16 protein-coding genes are annotated in these 17,986 nt (G+C 59.6%); 9 read left to right on the top strand and 7 right to left on the bottom strand.

Annotated features, from left to right (window positions below; genetic code table 11):
• Positions 1–3: 3 nt before the first annotated feature.
• The 4 genes from yiiM to rhaS (B3X29_RS22260) form a co-directional block, all read right to left on the bottom strand.
• Entirely contained in the window at positions 4–687 is a 684-nt protein-coding gene (gene yiiM / locus B3X29_RS22275) for a 6-hydroxyaminopurine reductase (RefSeq protein ID WP_103177524.1), read from the bottom strand.
• A gap of 66 nt (positions 688–753) precedes the next feature.
• Positions 754–1,374 carry a superoxide dismutase [Mn] gene (gene sodA, locus B3X29_RS22270; protein WP_103177525.1) on the bottom strand — a complete coding sequence of 207 codons (621 nt, stop codon included), beginning with the start codon at positions 1,372–1,374 and terminating at the stop codon, positions 754–756.
• 185 nt (positions 1,375–1,559) lie between these two features.
• A complete protein-coding gene (gene rhaR / locus B3X29_RS22265; protein WP_103177526.1) occupies positions 1,560–2,408 on the bottom strand; it encodes an HTH-type transcriptional activator RhaR in 849 nt (282 codons plus the stop codon).
• Positions 2,409–2,481: 73 nt separating this feature from the next.
• Positions 2,482–3,318, bottom strand: a complete 837-nt coding sequence (gene rhaS, locus B3X29_RS22260; RefSeq protein ID WP_103177527.1) for an HTH-type transcriptional activator RhaS — start codon at positions 3,316–3,318, stop codon at positions 2,482–2,484.
• 300 nt (positions 3,319–3,618) lie between these two features.
• Here rhaS (B3X29_RS22260) and rhaB point away from each other — a divergent pair, with 300 nt between their 5' ends.
• From rhaB to rhaM, 9 genes are all read left to right on the top strand, one after another.
• Positions 3,619–5,088, top strand: a complete 1,470-nt coding sequence (gene rhaB, locus B3X29_RS22255; RefSeq protein WP_290567611.1) for a rhamnulokinase — start codon at positions 3,619–3,621, stop codon at positions 5,086–5,088.
• Complete coding sequence (gene rhaA, locus B3X29_RS22250) at positions 5,085–6,344, top strand: L-rhamnose isomerase (protein WP_159340296.1); 1,260 nt, start codon at positions 5,085–5,087, stop codon at positions 6,342–6,344. The genes rhaB and rhaA overlap by 4 nt, the downstream gene beginning before the upstream one ends.
• 96 nt (positions 6,345–6,440) lie before the next feature.
• Positions 6,441–7,271, top strand: a complete 831-nt coding sequence (gene rhaD / locus B3X29_RS22245) for a rhamnulose-1-phosphate aldolase (protein ID WP_103177530.1) — start codon at positions 6,441–6,443, stop codon at positions 7,269–7,271.
• Between the two features lie 81 nt (positions 7,272–7,352).
• Entirely contained in the window at positions 7,353–8,339 is a 987-nt protein-coding gene (gene rhaS, locus B3X29_RS22240; RefSeq protein ID WP_103177531.1) for a rhamnose ABC transporter substrate-binding protein, read from the top strand.
• Positions 8,340–8,407: 68 nt separating this feature from the next.
• Positions 8,408–9,910, top strand: coding sequence for a sugar ABC transporter ATP-binding protein (locus B3X29_RS22235; RefSeq protein WP_159340295.1), 1,503 nt, complete (start codon positions 8,408–8,410; stop codon positions 9,908–9,910).
• Positions 9,910–10,914, top strand: a complete 1,005-nt coding sequence (locus B3X29_RS22230) for an ABC transporter permease (protein ID WP_103177533.1) — start codon at positions 9,910–9,912, stop codon at positions 10,912–10,914. The genes B3X29_RS22235 and B3X29_RS22230 overlap by 1 nt, the downstream gene beginning before the upstream one ends.
• Positions 10,911–11,915 (top strand): ABC transporter permease, encoded by a 1,005-nt coding sequence (locus B3X29_RS22225; RefSeq protein WP_103177534.1) that lies wholly within the window; start codon positions 10,911–10,913, stop codon positions 11,913–11,915. The genes B3X29_RS22230 and B3X29_RS22225 overlap by 4 nt, the downstream gene beginning before the upstream one ends.
• Before the next feature lie 70 nt (positions 11,916–11,985).
• Entirely contained in the window at positions 11,986–13,134 is a 1,149-nt protein-coding gene (fucO, locus tag B3X29_RS22220; protein ID WP_159340294.1) for a lactaldehyde reductase, read from the top strand.
• Positions 13,131–13,445, top strand: a complete 315-nt coding sequence (gene rhaM, locus B3X29_RS22215; RefSeq protein WP_103177536.1) for an L-rhamnose mutarotase — start codon at positions 13,131–13,133, stop codon at positions 13,443–13,445. Before fucO ends, rhaM begins: the two co-directional genes overlap by 4 nt.
• Here the strand turns inward: rhaM and B3X29_RS22210 are convergent.
• The 3 genes from B3X29_RS22210 to B3X29_RS22200 form a co-directional block, all read right to left on the bottom strand.
• Entirely contained in the window at positions 13,433–14,707 is a 1,275-nt protein-coding gene (locus B3X29_RS22210; protein WP_103177537.1) for an MFS transporter, read from the bottom strand. The genes rhaM and B3X29_RS22210 overlap by 13 nt on opposite strands.
• Before the next feature lie 44 nt (positions 14,708–14,751).
• A complete protein-coding gene (locus B3X29_RS22205; protein WP_159340293.1) occupies positions 14,752–16,875 on the bottom strand; it encodes an alpha-galactosidase in 2,124 nt (707 codons plus the stop codon).
• Between the two features lie 104 nt (positions 16,876–16,979).
• Entirely contained in the window at positions 16,980–17,975 is a 996-nt protein-coding gene (locus B3X29_RS22200) for a LacI family DNA-binding transcriptional regulator (protein ID WP_103177539.1), read from the bottom strand.
• Positions 17,976–17,986: the final 11 nt, after the last annotated feature.

Raw genomic sequence — 17,986 nt, 5'->3', positions numbered from 1 at the left:
GCCTTACCCGGCCTGGTTTCCCCACAATCTGCGGGAATTATTCTCGATCTTCCCGCTTAAACGCCGTTTCTGCATGGTTCTGGTCCAGCTTGTTGACAGGCCCGCCGCCGCCAGCAGACGCTGATACTGTTCGTCGTCAAACGGCATATGCCAGGCGATAGCGCAGGCGTCATGTACCGATACGTCGCTCAGGCGTGACACCAGCTTCAGGGGCGCATCCGCCGATACCTGCCCTGCCAGCACCACCCGATAGAGCCAGCCGGTTTTCGCCGCGTTCTGCATCTGCGTAGCCATATCGCTGATGCCGAAATGGAAGTTGAGTTTGAAGCACGGCGAGCGCGGCTGGGTCACCTGGATCAGGGCATCCCCCCAGCGAAAGATGTCGCCGATAAAGACGTTCTCCTCCGTCAGCCCCTCGGTTGAGAGGTTTTCGCCAAACGCCGGGGCGACAAACAGATCGGCCTGAGCGGGAAATTCCCTTGCCCAGTGCTGATAGTGCTCCCGCGGATAGTGGCACAGCGCGCGGTCGGGCCCGCCGTGGATCTTCTTTTCCGCCTGCTCGTCACCTGCCAGTCCAAGGTCGGTTAAGGTCAGCTCACCGTCGACCTGCACTTTAGCAATTGCGCTCGGGCGGCTGCCGTCGTAGTCCCTTACCTTGCCTGTAAACACATTCACCGGGTAATGCATCTCTACTCCTTCAGATACAAAAAAAGCGAGTCATCAGACTCGCTTCTCACAGAAGGCTTTGCAACCTTATTTTTTAGCAGCGAAACGTGCCGCAGCTTCGTCCCAGTTGACGACGTCCCAGAAGGCTTTGATGTAGTCCGGACGACGGTTCTGGAATTTCAGGTAGTAAGCGTGTTCCCACACGTCCAGACCCAGGATTGGGAAACCGGATGCGCCAGAGATCGCTTCGCCCATCAGCGGGGAGTCCTGGTTAGCCGTAGAGACTACCGCCAGTTTGTCGCCTTTCAGAACCAGCCACGCCCAGCCGGAGCCGAAACGGGTAGCAGCCGCTTTTTCAAACTCAGCTTTGAAGTTCTCAACGGAGCCGAAGTCGCGCTCAATAGCGGATTTCAGGTCGCCCTGCAGAGTAGTACCGGTTTTCAGGCCTTTCCAGAACAGGCTGTGGTTAGCATGGCCGCCCGCGTTGTTGCGCAGGACGGTTTTCTTGTCGGCTGGCAGTTGATCCAGTTTGGTGATCAGCTCTTCAACCGGCAGGCTCGCGAATTCTGGCAGGCTTTCCAGCGCCGCGTTGGCGTTGTTAACGTAAGTCTGGTGGTGTTTGGTGTGATGGATTTCCATCGTCTGCTTGTCGAAATGCGGCTCCAGGGCGTCGTAAGCGTACGGCAGGGATGGCAGGGTATAGCTCATAATCATCTCCATTATTGTCGGGCGGCAAACGTGTTAATGCCGCGTAAGCAGTTGGTTCATTATAGTTAATTAAATGATATTGAAAATGTTTATCAATGCCGTAGTTTTAATAAGGTTATAACTTTTCGTTATGTCACTGATCTGGCGGGGGCTGCGGAGAAGTCAGGGGTAGAGCCGGGATTCTATTACGCGGCGTTATGGCTGCGGTGGCGCCACTGAACCGGGGTCATCCCCACTTCGCGGTTAAACACCACCGAGAAGTAGTTGCTGTCCTCAAAGCCGCACTGCATCGCCACTTCACTCACCATCAGCTCGGTATGCTGCAGCAGATACTGGGCGTGGCAGATCCGCAGCTGACGCAGATAGTGGTTCACCGTCATGCCGGTCTGGGTTCGGAACTGCTGGCGCAGGGCGCGCTCGCTGCACTGCTCCTGCTCGCAAAACTTCTCCAGCACAAAGCTGCGGTTCAGGCTGCCAGACAGCGCGGTGATGAGCTTATCCAGCAGCGCTTCCGGCTCGCTGGCGGTCGGGTTGTCCGGGGCGTAGCGGTAGCGTTTGAGCATGATCACCAGCTGGGCAAACAGCAGCTCCGCCAGGTCATAGCCGTGGGGATCGTCCTTCAGGCTCTCCTGCTCCAGTTGGGCAATGATCTGGCGCACCTGAGTCATACCGTTGCTGCCAAGCCGCCAGTGTGGTGCTCCGCGGGCGTTCATAAAGCCGGGGATGTTGGCTCCCCAGTCCACGTTGAGCTTCAGCCGGTCGGGGCAGTAGATGATGTTCTGCAGCACCAGATCGTTCACCGAGGCGTAGGCGTGTTTGTCTTCCGCGCGGATGTAAAACAGGTCACCGCGGGTAATACGGTAGGGGCGATCGTTGAGGATATGCAGGCCGTTGCCGCGCCACACCAGCACCAGCTCGCAGAAGTCGTGGGTATGTTCGGCAAAGACATTCTGCGGATAGCGGTCCGCCACCGCGACGGCCTGAGCAGCGGATGCAAAAAAATCGGCTCTGCGAAGAATCAACTGTCCTGCCACGTCACAACCTCACCGGGGAATAACCTGACATTATTACCCGCTTTGCGGCAATAAAACGGTGATTTTCCTCGCGTTACTGAAGTGAAGCATCCCGGCCCTGGCGAATATCGCGCGGCGACCAGCTAAATTCCCGGCGAAACAGGGTCGAAAAGTGGTTACTGTCGCCGAAACCGCAGCGATAGGCGATATCCGTGACGCTATCATCGGTATGGCGCAGCAGATGCCGCGCTTTAATCAGCCGCAGACGGTTCAGGTAGCGCTGCGGCGTCTGCCCGGTGTGCTGTTTGAGCTGGCGATGCAGGGTGCGCAGCGAGAGAGAAAAGTTATCCGCCAGCGTCTCCCAGCAGACATCCTCCGCGTAGTGATCTTCCAGCCAGGCCATCAGCTGGTTGAGGCGGGCGTCATTATCCGCCGCCCCTTCGACCAGGCTGCCGCGGCGCAGCAGCACCAGCAGTTGCATAAAGAGGATTTCACGGCTGGCGAGGGCGTGGGTCTCCTGCCCCTCTTCAGCCTGCTCCATCTGGCTCACCAGCTGGCGCACCTGTTGCAGCGTGGCCTGGTTCACCCGCCAGTGCGACGGATAGTGCCCGTCCAGCTCCTGGGGCAGGAGCTGGTTCAACCCCGACAAAAACTGGAACGCCTCCGGGGAGCGATAGAGCACGTTGGTCAGGCACAGGTTATCGGTATGTTCATACATGTGCCGGTCATGATCGCGCACGAAGCAGACCGTTCCGCCGCTGATGGTGTACGGCTGGCCGTTGAAGACGTGGATACCCGTACCGTGCTCCACGATCACAATCTCATGAAAATCATGATGATGTTCCGGAAAGGCAGCCTGGGGCAGCCGCGGCTCAATCGCCACAGGCGAGTGGCCTGAAGGAAAAAAATCCACGCTGTGCAGTACGGTCATAACGGGTCACCAGATGATAAGAGTTCTCAAAATAGTAATTTAGGGTTCCCCGCCTCACCTTAAATTTTCGACAGCAAATGGCGCAAACCCTGTCGCTTTTTCAAGAAGCGGCGGGAAAGATCTGGAAATGCGGTCACCGTCACATCGCCTGCAAGTGCCGTTAAAAACGGAAAATGTGAACTCTCTCACGTTCATCTTTGCTTTCTTGCCAGCGCCTGAAATGCGCTGTCAGTAGCAAGAAGGTCGCCTTCCCTTCCCTTTTTTACACTGTCCGGCAATGACTTCAGGAAGGACCGGACCATGACTTTTCGCCATTGTGTGGCTGTCGATTTAGGCGCATCCAGCGGCCGGGTGATGCTGGCAAGCTACCACCGCGAGGCGCGCACGCTTCAGCTTCGCGAAATCCACCGTTTCGTTAACTGTCTGCAAAAGCGGGACGGCTTTGACTGCTGGGATATCGACACCCTGGAAGCGGAGATCCGCACCGGGCTGAATAAGGTTTGTGAAGAAGGCATTCGCATCGACAGCATCGGGATTGATACCTGGGGCGTGGATTATGTTCTGCTGGACAGCAACGGCCAGCGCATCGGCCTGCCGGTCTCCTACCGCGACAGCCGCACCGACGGGGTAATGGCGCACGCGCTGGCGCAGTTGGGCAAGGCGGAGATCTATGGCCGCAGCGGCATCCAGTTCCTGCCGTTTAATACCCTCTATCAGCTGCGTGCCCTGGTTGAACAGCAGCCGGAGCTGGTGGCGAAGGTCGCCCACGCCCTGCTGATCCCGGACTACTTCAGCTACCGCCTTACCGGCCAGATGAACTGGGAATATACCAACGCCACCACCACCCAGCTGGTGAACATCAATTCCGATACCTGGGACGAGAACCTGCTCAACTGGACCGGCGCGCCGCGCGACTGGTTTGGCACGCCGACCCATCCGGGCAATGTAATCGGTCACTGGATTTGCCCCCGGGAGAATGCCATCCCGGTGGTGGCCGTCGCCAGCCATGACACCGCCAGCGCGGTGATCGCCGCCCCGCTAGCCTCAAAAGATGCGGCGTATCTCTCCTCCGGCACCTGGTCGCTGATGGGCTTTGAGAGCAAAACCCCCTACACCAGCGATAGCGCGCTGGCGGCCAACATCACCAACGAGGGCGGCGCAGAGGGCCGCTACCGGGTGCTGAAAAACATTATGGGGCTGTGGCTGCTACAGCGGGTGCTGAAGGAAAAAGGTATCAGCGACCTGGCTGCCCTGATCGCTGAGACGGAAATCCTGCCGTCGTGCCGCTTCCTGATCAACCCCAATGACGACCGCTTTATCAATCCGGCCAATATGAGCGCCGAGATTCAGGCCGCCTGCCGCGAAAGCGCGCAGCCGGTGCCGGAGAGCGCCGCCGAGCTGGCGCGCTGCATCTTCGACAGCCTCGCCCTGCTCTATGCCGAGGTGCTGCACGAGCTGGCCACCCTGCGCGAGAAGCCGTTCAGCCAGCTGCACATCGTGGGCGGCGGCTGCCAGAACCAGCTGCTCAACCAGCTGTGCGCCAACGCCTGCGGCATCACGGTGTTAGCCGGGCCGGTCGAGGCCTCCACCCTCGGCAATATTGGCATTCAGCTGATGACCCTCGACGAACTGAACAACGTCGACCAGTTCCGCCAGGTGGTGACCGGCAACTATGGCCTGACCACCTTTACCCCTCATCCCGATCATGAGATTGCCCGCTACCGAGCGCAGTTTCAGCAACAACGACCGACAAAGGAGCTTTGCGCATGACCACTCAACTTGAACAAGCCTGGGAACTGGCTAAACAGCGTTTCGCCGCCGTGGGCGTGGATGTCGAGGAGGCTCTGCGTCAGCTCGACCGTCTGCCGGTCTCTATGCACTGCTGGCAGGGTGATGACGTCGCCGGTTTTGAGAACCCGGGCGGGGCGCTGACCGGCGGTATTCAGGCCACCGGTAACTATCCGGGCAAGGCGCGTAACGCCGCCGAACTGCGGGCGGATCTGGAGCTGGCCCTGAGCCTGATCCCGGGTCCTAAGCGCCTGAACCTGCACGCCATCTATCTGGAATCCGACGAGCCCGTCGAGCGTAACGCCATCAAACCAGAACATTTTAAAAACTGGGTCGAGTGGGCGAAAGCTAACAAGCTGGGGCTGGATTTTAACCCCTCCTGCTTCTCGCATCCGCTGAGCGCCGACGGCTTTACCCTCGCCCACGCCAACGACGAGATCCGCCAGTTCTGGATCGACCACGTGAAGGCCAGCCGCCGCGTGTCGGCGTACTTTGGCGAGCAGCTTGGCACCCCATCGGTGATGAATATCTGGATCCCGGACGGGATGAAAGACATCACCGTTGACCGCCTCGCCCCACGTCAGCGCCTGCTGGCGGCGCTGGATGAAGCCATCAGTGAAAAGCTCGACCCGGCGCACCACATCGATGCCGTGGAGAGCAAGCTGTTCGGCATTGGCGCCGAGAGCTACACCGTGGGCTCCAACGAGTTCTACATGGGTTACGCCACCAGCCGCCAGACCGCGCTGTGTCTGGACGCGGGTCACTTCCATCCGACTGAAGTCATCTCCGACAAGATCTCCGCCGCGATGCTCTATGTGCCGCACCTGCTGCTGCACGTCAGCCGTCCGGTGCGCTGGGACAGCGACCACGTGGTGCTGCTGGATGACGAAACCCAGGCCATCGCCAGCGAAATTATCCGCCATGACCTGTTTGACCGGGTACATATCGGCCTCGACTTCTTTGATGCCTCCATCAACCGCATCGCGGCGTGGGTGATCGGCACCCGCAACATGAAGAAAGCCCTGCTGCGCGCTCTGCTGGAGCCCACCGCCGAGCTGCGCGCGCTGGAAGCCGCGGGGGATTACACCGCGCGTCTGGCCCTGCTGGAAGAGCAAAAATCACTGCCGTGGCAGGCGGTATGGGAGATGTACTGCCAGCGCAACGACGCCCTGGCGGGCAGCCAGTGGCTGGATAACGTCCGGGCGTATGAGCAGGACGTATTAGCCAGTCGCACGTAAATAACATTGCCGGGTGGCGCTTCGCTTACCCGGCCTACGTTTAGCTGTAGGCCCGGCAAGCGAAGCGCCACCGGGCGTTTTCAAAGGAATCAAAAAATGCAGACCATCACCCAATCCTGGTTCGTCCAGGGCATGATCAAAGCCACCTCCGACGCCTGGCTGAAAGGCTGGGACGAGCGCAACGGCGGCAACCTGACGCTGCGCCTGGATGACGCGGATATCGCCCCGTTTGAAGCGGATTTCCACGCCAAACCGCGCTATATCGCCCTGAGCCAGCCGATGCCGCTGCTCGCCAACACGCCGTTTATCGTCACCGGTTCCGGCAAATTCTTCCGCAACGTACAGCTCGATCCCACCGCCAATTTAGGGGTGGTAAAAGTGGACAGCGACGGCGCGGGCTACCACATTCTTTGGGGGCTGACTGACGAAGCGGTGCCAACATCTGAACTGCCGGCCCACTTCCTCTCCCACTGCGAGCGCATCAAAGCCACGGGGGGAAAAGACCGCGTGATCATGCACTGCCACGCCACCAACCTGATCGCCCTGACTTTTGTGCTGGAGAACAACTCAGACGTCATCACCCGTCAGCTGTGGGAAGGCAGCACCGAGTGTCTGGTGGTGTTCCCGGATGGCGTGGGCATTCTGCCGTGGATGGTGCCGGGTACCGACGAAATCGGCAGCGCCACGGCGGTGGAGATGCAAAAACATTCGCTGGTGCTGTGGCCGTTCCACGGCGTGTTCGGCAGCGGCCCGACGCTGGACGAAACCTTTGGCCTGATCGATACCGCCGAGAAGTCTGCGGAAGTGCTGGTAAAAGTTTATTCAATGGGTGGCATGAAGCAGACCATCACCCGGGAAGAACTGATTGCGCTGGGTAAACGCTTTGGCGTTAATCCTGTGCAGTCAGCGTTAGATCTCTACAAATAAGAACATCGCGCCCCGCTCATTGAGACGGGGCGAATCTACACCTGCAAACCCTACAAAACTCAATTAAGTGGAGTAAAAGCAATGAAAATAAAGACAAGCTTGATCCTCACCGTTGCCGCCCTGGCGTTGTCCGGTTCTGCTTTAGCTGAAGTGAAAATCGCCCTGGTGGCGAAATCCTTAGGTAACGGCTTCTTTGAAGCGGCAAACGTGGGTGCCCAGGAGGCAGCTAAAGAGTTGGGGGATGTCAAAGTCATCTATACCGGGCCGACCACCACCACCGCCGAAGCCCAGATCGAAGTCCTCAACGGGTTGATCGCTCAGGGTGTCGATGCGATCGCTATCTCCGCCAACGATCCTGACGCCGTGGTGCCGGTGCTGAAAAAAGCGATGCAGCGCGGGATCAAAGTGGTCTCCTGGGATTCCGGCGTGGCGAAAGCCGGGCGCCAGATCCACCTCAACCCTTCTAATAACGCGCTGATTGGCGAGACCAACGTCAAGCTGGCGGCCGACGCGCTGAAAGCGCTGAATGTGGAGAAAGGCGACGTGGCGGTGCTGAGCGCTACCCCTACCTCTACTAACCAGAACACCTGGATTGCCGAGATGAAAAAGGTGCTGCCGCAGTACCCGTCCGTCAATCTGGTGACCGTGGCCTATGGCGACGATCTCTCTGACAAGAGCTACCGCGAAGCGGTTGGCCTGCTTAAAACCTACCCGGATCTGAAAGTGATCGTCTCCCCGTCGTCAGTCGGTATCGTGGCGGCGGCGCAGGCGGTGAAAGATCAGGGCAAGATCGGCAAAGTGTACGTCACCGGCTTAGGGTTGCCGTCTGAAATGGCGGGCGCGGTGAAATCCGGCGCCAGCAAGAGCTTCGCCATCTGGAACCCGATTGACCTCGGTTATGCCGCGACTTACTTAGCGGATGATCTGGTGAAAGGCACGGCGACCAAAGACGAAGCCAGCATGGGCAAACTGGGCAAAGTGAAGCTGGATGCCGACGGCAACGGCGCGATGGCGGAGCCGTTCGTTTACGATGCCAGCAACATTGATAAGTTCTCAAAAATCTTCTGATGCGTTTTGTAGGCCGGATAAGCGTAGCGCCATCCGGCCTACAAAATCCCCTATGGTGGAGAACTATCATGACCCCATTACTGGCACTCAACGGCATCACCAAAGTTTTCCCTGGCGTGCGTGCCCTTGAAAACGTGCAGCTTGAACTCTGGCCCGGCAAAGTCACCGCCCTGATCGGTGAAAACGGCGCGGGCAAATCGACGCTGGTGAAAGTGATGACCGGCATCTACCAGCCCGACGAGGGCGAAATCCTCTATAAAGCGATCCCCATCCAGCTGCCGACCCCTGACGCGGCGCACAAGGTGGGTATTACCGCCATCCACCAGGAGACCGTGCTGTTCGATGAGCTGTCGGTCACCGAAAATATTTTTGTCGGTCAGTATCTCTATAAAGGCTTTTTCAAAAAGCTCGACTGGCCGGAGATGCACCGCCGGGCGCAGGCGATCCTCACCCGTCTGGAGGTGCAGATTGACCCGCGTGCGACGCTGAAAACCCTGAGCATCGCCCAGCGGCATATGGTGGCGATTGCCCGTGCGCTGTCGTTTGATGCCCAGGTGGTGATCCTCGATGAACCCACCGCTGCCCTGTCGCAGCATGAAATTCTCGAGTTCTATCAGATTGTCGAACGCTTAAAGCAGGAGGGAAAAGCCATCCTCTTTATCTCCCACAAGTTCGACGAGATTTTTGAGCTGGCGGATCACTACACCATCCTGCGCGACGGCGTATTTGTCGGCGCCGGGGCCATCAACGACATCACCGAAGAGCGGATGGTGGCGATGATGGTGGGGCGCGCCATTACCCAGACCTTCCCGAAGGTGGAATGCGAAAAAGGCGACACGGTGCTGGAGGTGAAAAATCTCTGCCACCCGACCGAGTTCGCCAATATTTCCTTTACCCTGCGCAAAGGCGAAATCCTCGGCTTCTATGGCCTGGTAGGCGCCGGGCGTACCGAGCTGATGCAGGCGCTCTCCGGCGTCTCGCGCCCCTCCTCCGGCAGCATTGTGCTGAACGGCAAAGCGCAGCATTTCCGCCAGCCGGCGGACGCCATCAAAGCCGGGATCGTCTGCGTGCCGGAAGAGCGCCAGAAGCAGGGGGCGATTATCGAGCTGTCGATTGCCCAGAACATCAGCCTGCCGCAGCTTGGCAAACTCAACGCCAGCGGCGTGCTGAACGACGCGCGCGAGTGGCAGCTGGCGGATGAATATGCAAAGCGGCTACAGGTGAAAGCCTTTAGCTGGAAACAGGCGGTGGAAACCCTCTCTGGCGGCAACCAGCAGAAAGTGGTGATTGGCAAATGGCTGGCGACCCATCCTGATGTCATCATTCTGGATGAACCGACCAAAGGGATCGATATCGGCTCCAAAGCGGCGGTGCATCAGTTTATGTCCGAGCTGGTCGGTCAGGGGCTGGCGGTGATCATGGTCTCCTCTGAACTGCCGGAAGTGATGGGCATGGCCGACAGGATCATCGTCATGCATGAAGGGTTAATGGTGGCGGAGTATCAGGCGGAGGGCGCGACGGCGGAAACCATCGTCAGCGCCGCCAGCGGTGCCAGACAGGAGGCCGCATAATGGTGCAACAACTGCTTAAACACCGCGAGGCGCTGCTGGCGGCGGTGATTGTGCTGATGGTGATCGCCATCGGCACCCGCGTCCCGTCGTTTATCGCGCCGGGCAACCTGGTGGAGATGTTTAACGACACCTCGATTCTGATCATCCTCGCCCTCGGCCAGATGATGGTGCTGCTCACCAAAGGCATCGACCTGTCGATGGCGGCGAACCTGGCGCTGACCGGGATGATTGTCGCCCTGATTAACTTTCATTACCCCGAGGTGCCGGTCTGGGTGCTGCTCATTCTGGCGACGGCCCTGGGCCTGCTGATGGGCGTTATCAACGGTCTGCTGGTGTGGAAGATGGGCATCCCGGCGATTGTGGTAACGCTCGGCACCATGAGCATCTACCGCGGGATTATCTTCTTGCTCTCCGGCGGGGGCTGGGTCAACTCCAACCAGATGGGGGCGGATTTCCTCGGCCTGCCGCGTGCGTCGGTGCTGGGTTTACCGGTGCTGAGCTGGTGCGCCATCGCCGCCCTGCTGCTGGTGGGCTATTTCCTGCGCTACAGCCGCACCGGGCGGGCGCTCTACACCGCAGGCGGTAACGCCACGGCGGCGTACTACACCGGCATCAACGCCGGCAAAATGCAGTTTGTCAGCTTCTGCCTCTCCGGGGCGCTGGCCGGGTTCTGCGGCTATCTGTGGATCTCGCGCTTCGCGGTGGCCTATGTCGACGTGGCGAACGGCTTTGAACTCCAGGTAGTGGCGGCCTGCGTGATCGGCGGCATCAGTACCATGGGCGGTACGGGCCGGGTGTTAGGTTGCCTGTGCGGGGCGCTCTTCCTCGGCGTCATCAACAATGCCCTGCCGGTGATCGGCGTATCGCCGTTCTGGCAGATGGCGATTTCCGGGACGGTGATTGTGATTGCGGTGCTGCTCAATGAACGCGGCAACAAGCGCAAAGGACGGCTGATCCTGCGCGATGCGGCGCTGGCACGTCAGAAACAGGCGGTAAGATCATGAGTAAAGTGATGACCTCTGAAGAGATGAAAAATACCCCGGCTCCGGCGGGCATTTTCCAGCGCCTGCTGTGCTGGGAGGGTTTTCTGCTGGCGGTCACCCTGGCGGTGTTCGTGGGCAATGCCCTGGCCTCCCCGTACTTCCTGAATATCTGGAACCTGTCGGATGCGACCTTCAACTTCACCGAAAAGGCGATCATCGTGCTGCCGATGGCGATGCTGATTATCGCCCGGGAGATTGACCTGTCGGTGGCCTCCACTATCGCCCTGAGCTCCACGGTGATGGGCTTCTGCGCGGCGGCGGGGCTGGATACACCGTGGCTGGTCTGCGTGGGGTTAGGGGTTGGCCTGCTGTGTGGGCTGTTCAACGGCCTGCTGGTGACCCGCTTTAACCTGTCGTCGATTGTGATCACCATCGGCACTATGAGCCTCTATCGCGGCATCACCTACATTCTGTTGGGTGACCAGGCGCTTAATACCTGGCCGGAGAGCTTCGCCTGGTTCGGCCAGGGATACGTCTGGGGCGCGCTGTCGTTTGAGTTCGCGCTGTTTATGGTGCTGGCGGTGGTGTTTGCCTTCGTGCTGCACAAAACCAACTTCGGGCGTCGTACCTACGCCATCGGTAATAACCCCACCGGGGCATGGTATTCCGGCATCAACGTCAAGCGTCACAATCTGATCCTCTTCGCCCTGGTGGGGCTGATGGCCGGGCTGGCCTCGGTGCTGCTCACCTCGCGTCTGGGCAGTACCCGCCCGACGATTGCGATGGGCTGGGAGCTGGCGGTGGTGACCATGGCGGTGCTTGGCGGGGTCAATATTCTCGGCGGTTCCGGCAGCATGGTAGGCGTGATTATCGCCGCCTTCCTGATGGGGCTGGTCACCTTCGGCCTGAGCCTGCTCAACGTGCCGGGCATCGTGATGTCGGTAATTATCGGCGCAATGCTGATTGTGGTGATCTCCCTGCCGATCATCACCCGCCGCGTAATGCAGCGAAGACGGATCTAGTGCCGGGTGGCGCTGTGTACAAGCGCAGCGCCGCCGGGCATAAAAATCACCGTAATTAAGGAGAATTATCATGAGCTTTATGTTGGCGCTGCCGAAAATCAGCCTGCACGGCGCAGGCGCAATCGGCGATATGGTTAAGCTGGTGGCAAACAAACAGTGGGGCACCGCGCTGATTGTCACCGACGGTCAGCTGGTAAAAATGGGCCTGCTCGACAGCCTGTTTACCGCTCTCGACGCAGAGCGGATGTCGTATCACCTGTTTGACGCGGTCTTCCCGAATCCGACGGAAGAACTGGTGCAGCAGGGCTTTGCCGCTTTCCAGGATGCGCAGTGCGATTACATCATTGCCTTCGGGGGCGGCAGCCCGATCGACACCGCCAAAGCGATTAAAATTCTCACCGCCAATCCTGGCCCGTCTACCGCTTATTCCGGCGTCGGCAAAGTGCTCAACCCCGGCGTGCCGCTGGTGGCCATCAACACCACCGCAGGTACGGCGGCAGAGATGACCAGCAATGCGGTGATCATCGACTCTGCCCGTCAGGTCAAAGAGGTGATTATCGACCCGAACATCATCCCGGACATTGCCGTGGATGACGCCAGCGTGATGCTCGATATTCCGGCCTCCGTCACCGCCGCCACCGGGATGGACGCCCTGACCCACGCCATCGAAGCCTATGTCTCCGTCGGCGCTCACCCCCTCACCGATGCCAACGCGCTGGAGGCGATTCGCCTGATCGCCCACTGGCTACCGGAAGCGGTCGACAACGGACATAACCTGGAGGCGCGCGAGCAGATGGCCTACGGCCAGTATCTGGCAGGTATGGCCTTTAACAGCGCCGGACTGGGACTGGTGCATGCCCTGGCCCACCAACCGGGGGCCACGCACAACCTGCCGCACGGCGTGTGCAACGCCATCCTGCTGCCGATCATCGAAAACTTTAACCGCCCGAACGCCGTGGAACGCTTTGCCCGCGTGGCCCAGGCGATGGGCGTAGATACCCGCGAGATGAGCGACGAAGCGGCCAGCATGGCGGCGATCAACGCCATCCGCACCCTGAGCAGTCGCGTCGGTATTCCATCCGGCTTCAGCAAGCTGGGCGTCACCAAAGCCGACATCGAAGGCTGGCTCGACAAAGCCCTCGCCGACCCGTGCGCCCCCTGCAACCCACGCAGCGCCAGCCGCGACGAGGTGCGCGAACTCTATCTGGAGGCATTATGATCCGCAAAGCCTTTGTGATGCAGGTAAACCCTGACGCACACGAGGAGTATGAACGTCGTCACAACCCGATCTGGCCCGAGCTGGAAGCGGTGCTGAAAGACCACGGCGCCCACCACTACGCCATTTATCTCGATAAAGAACGTCACCTGCTGTTTGCCACGGTGGAGATCGAATCGGAAGAGCGCTGGAATGCGGTGGCGAACACCGATGTCTGCCAGCGCTGGTGGAAATATATGGGGGAGGTGATGCCCGCTAACCCGGACAACAGCCCGGTGAGCACCGGGCTGAAAGAGGTGTTTTACCTGGCCTGATGTGTTAACGCTGCCGCGCTCGCGGCAGCGATCTCCCGCTTACTGCTCAACGTAAACGCCGACAACACCGTCACCGCCAGCACAAAACAGCCCAGCATCAGGTAGGTATCCTGGAAGCCGATCCGGTCATACATATTCCCGGCAAAGGCGGAGAGAAAAATCGCCGCCAGCTGTTTGGCGAAGTTGAAGCCAATCAAGTAGATGGTTGCAGACAGCCGGGTATCGAACACCCCCGTGATGTACTTGAACGCCCCCACCAGCAGGAACGGGACTTCCAGCGCGTGGAGCATCTTCAGGGCCACCACTTCGACGGCGGTGGTGGCAAATGACGAACCGATAATACGCGTCGCCATGATCACCCCGGCAATCAGCAGCGTATTTTTCGCGCCAATGCGGTTTATGATCCACGGCGAGCAGAACATGATGATGGCGTTGCAAATCTCTCCGGCAGTGGTCGCAAAACCGAACGCCCGCGTGCCCTCCTCCGGCGTGGCGAAGAAGGTTTTAAAGAAGGTGGCGAACTGCTGATCGAAGACGTCATAGACGCAGGCCACGCCAATCACGTACAAAATAAACATCCACATTTTGCGCTGGCGGAACAGGTTGATGACGGTTTTGACGGTGATCTGCGGCTGGTTTGCGCCAAGGGCGTTCATCACCTGCGCGGTCTGGTTCGGCTTCGGTTTAGCCACCACCAGCAGCAGCATCAGGACCAGCGCCGCGGCGGAGCCCATCCAGAAGACATACGACGGATCGATGCCAAACAGGATGCCGCCCGTCGAGGCGCACAGCCCCCAGCCGAGGCAGCCAAACATGCGCGCCTTGCCGTACTCAAAGAAGCTGTTGCGGCTTACGCGCTCAATATAGGCCTCAATGGCGCCCGATCCCGCCGAAAAGACAAAGCCGATATAGACCCCACCGCTTAACGCCCCGAGCCAGATGTTGGTCTTCAGCAGCGGGGCGAAGACGTAGAGGAAAAAGGGCGCGAAGAGAAACAGCAGGACCGCGATGATCCACAGCAGATGTTTTTTCAGCCCCAGCTTGTCCGACACCACCCCCAGCACCGGCTGGAATGAGATGGCAAACAGCGAGATGCAGGAGAAGACGATCCCGGTATGGGTTTTATTCAGACCAATGATATCCGACAGCCAGATCGGCAGGAACGGAAAGCAGGTGGCCATGATGAAGAAGTAGAGAAAGAAGAACGACCCGAAGATCCAGAAGTTCGGATTGTCTTTATGGGTACAGGCAGTCGTGTTCATTATTTTTATCCTCAACTCAGGGCCGGTTGCCCGGCCCGTTACCCTTATACGCGTTCAACGCCAATCAGAATGGCGGTTTCCGGATCCAGAACCGGCAGGGCCAGCCCCGCCTGCATCAACCATTCGCCGCTCACCGTTTGCGGCGTCTCCATCCAGGCCGGCAGCTTGCGCATGGTGTGCCCTCCCTCCCCGGTCAGGCGGATATTGGGGTGATCGAGCAGCGTGATGCGGTACCGGGCGTTGGCCGCCAGCCCCGGCATACGCAGCGGCATCATCAGGGTGTAGTCCGGCATCGCCATCTGGCTGACAATAAACAGCCCCTGACGCTGATCCGCGCTCACAATTCCCTGCGCCAGGGTGGTGCTGTCCGGCATATCCACCCGCCACTGGGTGCCGTGGTGGATCACCTCGCGCCACTGCTTATGCAGGGCCGCGTAGTGCCGGTAGCCTTCGCGCTCCTGCTCATCCACGGCGAGGGGATCCAGCTCCAGCCCCATATGGCCGAACAGCGCCGTCAGGCCCCGGAAGGCGATGCTGTGCTGGCGGAAAGTGGCGTGACATTTATGATGACCGATGTGCGCGCCCATCACCTCCGGCGGGAAGAAGTAGCTCATGCCACGCTGGATAGTATTACGTTCCAGCGCGTCGTTGTTATCCGAGGCCCAGAAGCGATGGCAGCGGGTCAGCACTTCATAGTCAATACGCCCGCCGCCGGAGGAGCAGGATTCAAACTCCACGTGCGGGAAGCGCTCGCCCAGGATATCCAGCAGGCGGTAGAACTGGCGGGTCTGGGCATCGGCCGCGGCCTTACCGTTATGGCCCGGCTGCACCAGCTCGCGGTTCATGTCCCACTTCACATAGTCAACCTGATGCTCACCCAGCAGCCAGCTCATGCGCTCCAGCAGGTAGTCGAAAGCGGCAGGAATGTTGAGGTTCAGCACCCACTGGTGGCGGCCGGTGGCCTGTTCATACCCCGGCAGGGCCAGCACCCAGTCCGGGTGGGCGCGACAGAGATCGGAGTTCGGGTTAATCATCTCCGGCTCAACCCAGATGCCAAACTCCATCCCGAGATCTTTGACGTGGTTGATCACCGGCGTCAGGCCGTTGGGGTATTTCTGCTCGTCGAGATACCAGTCCCCCAGCGCGGCATGGTCGTCATTGCGGCCTTTGAACCAGCCGTCGTCGATGATAAAGCGCTCCACCCCCAGCGAGGCCGCTTCATCCGCCATCCGCATGATGTATTCCGGGTCGTGGTTAAAGTAGATCCCCTCCCAGGTGTTGAGATGCACCGGGCGCGGTTTGTTCTCCGGAAAGCGGATGATGTTGGCGCGCAGATAGCGGTGGAACTGCTGGCTCATACCGTTCAGCCCGTGCGCGGAGTAGCTGGCATAAAGGCGTGGCGTCCACAGGGTTTCCCCCTCCTCCACCGCCATTTCCCCCGGCAGGTAAAGCGCTTCGGCCTGCAGATAACGGCGGCCATCGGTTTTGGCCTCCGCGCGCAGGCGATGGTTGCCGCTCCAGCCCAGATGCACGCCCCAGACGTCACCCTGCATTTCGCTAAAGCCCGGCGTGCCGCCGATCAGCGCCGGGAAATGCTCATGGGAGCTGCGGCCCCGGCGGTTTTCAATCACAAAGCTGTCGTGCTCCAGCAGCAGGCGATGCGGCTGAAATTCGCGGATCCAGCGGCCATGAAAGGCCATCACTTCGCGGGCACGCTCCGCCAGCGGCAGGGTGACAGCCAGGCGCTCCACCTGCCACGGCTGGCTTTTGAGGTTAGTCAGGCCGTGACGAACCGCCAGCACGCCGCTGTCATCAAGGGCTATCTCGCTGGTCAGACGCAGGCCAGCGATCTCATCTTCGGCGGTGAGAGTCAGACTTTGCCCCTGCTGCGCGACGGCCACGGTCCGAAACCGTGGCGAACCATCCAGACCCTGACGGTGGCCTTCAATGCCCGGCGCGCCAAACAGGCCGTGGGCAAGCTCCGCCATCAGCGTCACCGGCGAGTCAACGTCAAGCCGGCCGTTAGCAATCGGGCGGGAAAGCGTGGCCGCATCTTGCGGCGAAAAGTGGCGAAGGTGTGGCCCCCAGTAAAGAATTTCGGCGAACGGATGGGTTTTGATCATCACATCCACCGTTTCGCTCGCGAGTCGTAAAATAGCCTCTTGCATCGGACATCTCCTGTCATCGGGATATCCTGAGTGTTGATCCGAAACGTTTCGGATACAAACCAAAACGTTTCGGATTTGTGATCGGGTTTAGAAATTAGGGAGAATTATGCCGTCTGGCCCGGAGAGAATTCCGGTTGCCATAACACCTGAAGCTGGCTTATTTCGCTGCCATTAATCAGTTGCAGCACCATATCGGCGATCTGCTTACCCACGCCCTGACGGGTGGACTGGATCACCGCCGCCACGTCGATATCGACAATGCTGTCCTGCGGCAGGCCGTCATACACCACCAGCGACACGGCATGCTCGCCGGTTAAGCGTCCCATCTGCGCCAGCGCCATCGCCGCACCATCGCCGTGAGTGTTGCAATCGGTGACGATCGCTGTCGGGGGCGCATCCAGCGCCAGCAATTGTTGGGTAGTGGTATAGCCTGCGCGGCGTGAAGGCGGCATGGTGCGCAGCCATTCGCTGGAGAGTCCGGCCTCTTTCAGGGCATCGAGATAACCCTGACGGCGCTGAGTGATAAAAGCCTGATTGTGGCTTTCGCCCAGGTACGCGATGCGTTGATGCCCGCGCGCAATCAGGTGCTGGGTGGCAGTATGCGTGCCCGCATAGTTATCAAAGTCGAACCAGGCATAGGGCTTTGGCAGATGGCTGCGCCCGAGCGCCAGGAAGGGGAACCCGGCGGCCTGCAACTGCTCCAGACGCGGATCGTTATCCAGCGTATGGGCCACAATCAGCGCATCCACACGACGGCTCTGCACCATCCGCATATAGCTGTGTTTATCAGCCAGATCGTCGTCGGCAATGAGCAGTAAGTCGATCTCATGACGCGCTAATTGGTGGCTAATTTCGCCGACCATGTCCATAAAGACGCTGTTATTGAGCGGAACGGGATGAACCGGAAAGACCAGCCCCACGGCGTCGATCTTGCCCATCTTCAGACGCCGGGCAAAGGTATTCGGGCGATAGCCGCGCCGCTGCGCTTCAGCCTCCACACGGGCCCGCGTCTCGCTGGAAACGTCATAATAGCCGTTGAGGGCGCGGCTTACCGTCGTTACCGACAGTCCCAGTTCTTTAGCAATGGCTTTAAGCGACATGATTATCCGTG

Source organism: Leclercia sp. UBA5076, from assembly GCF_002416465.1.
Taxonomy (GTDB): Bacteria; Pseudomonadota; Gammaproteobacteria; order Enterobacterales; family Enterobacteriaceae; genus Enterobacter.
This window is presented reverse-complemented; position numbering and strand designations above follow the sequence as displayed.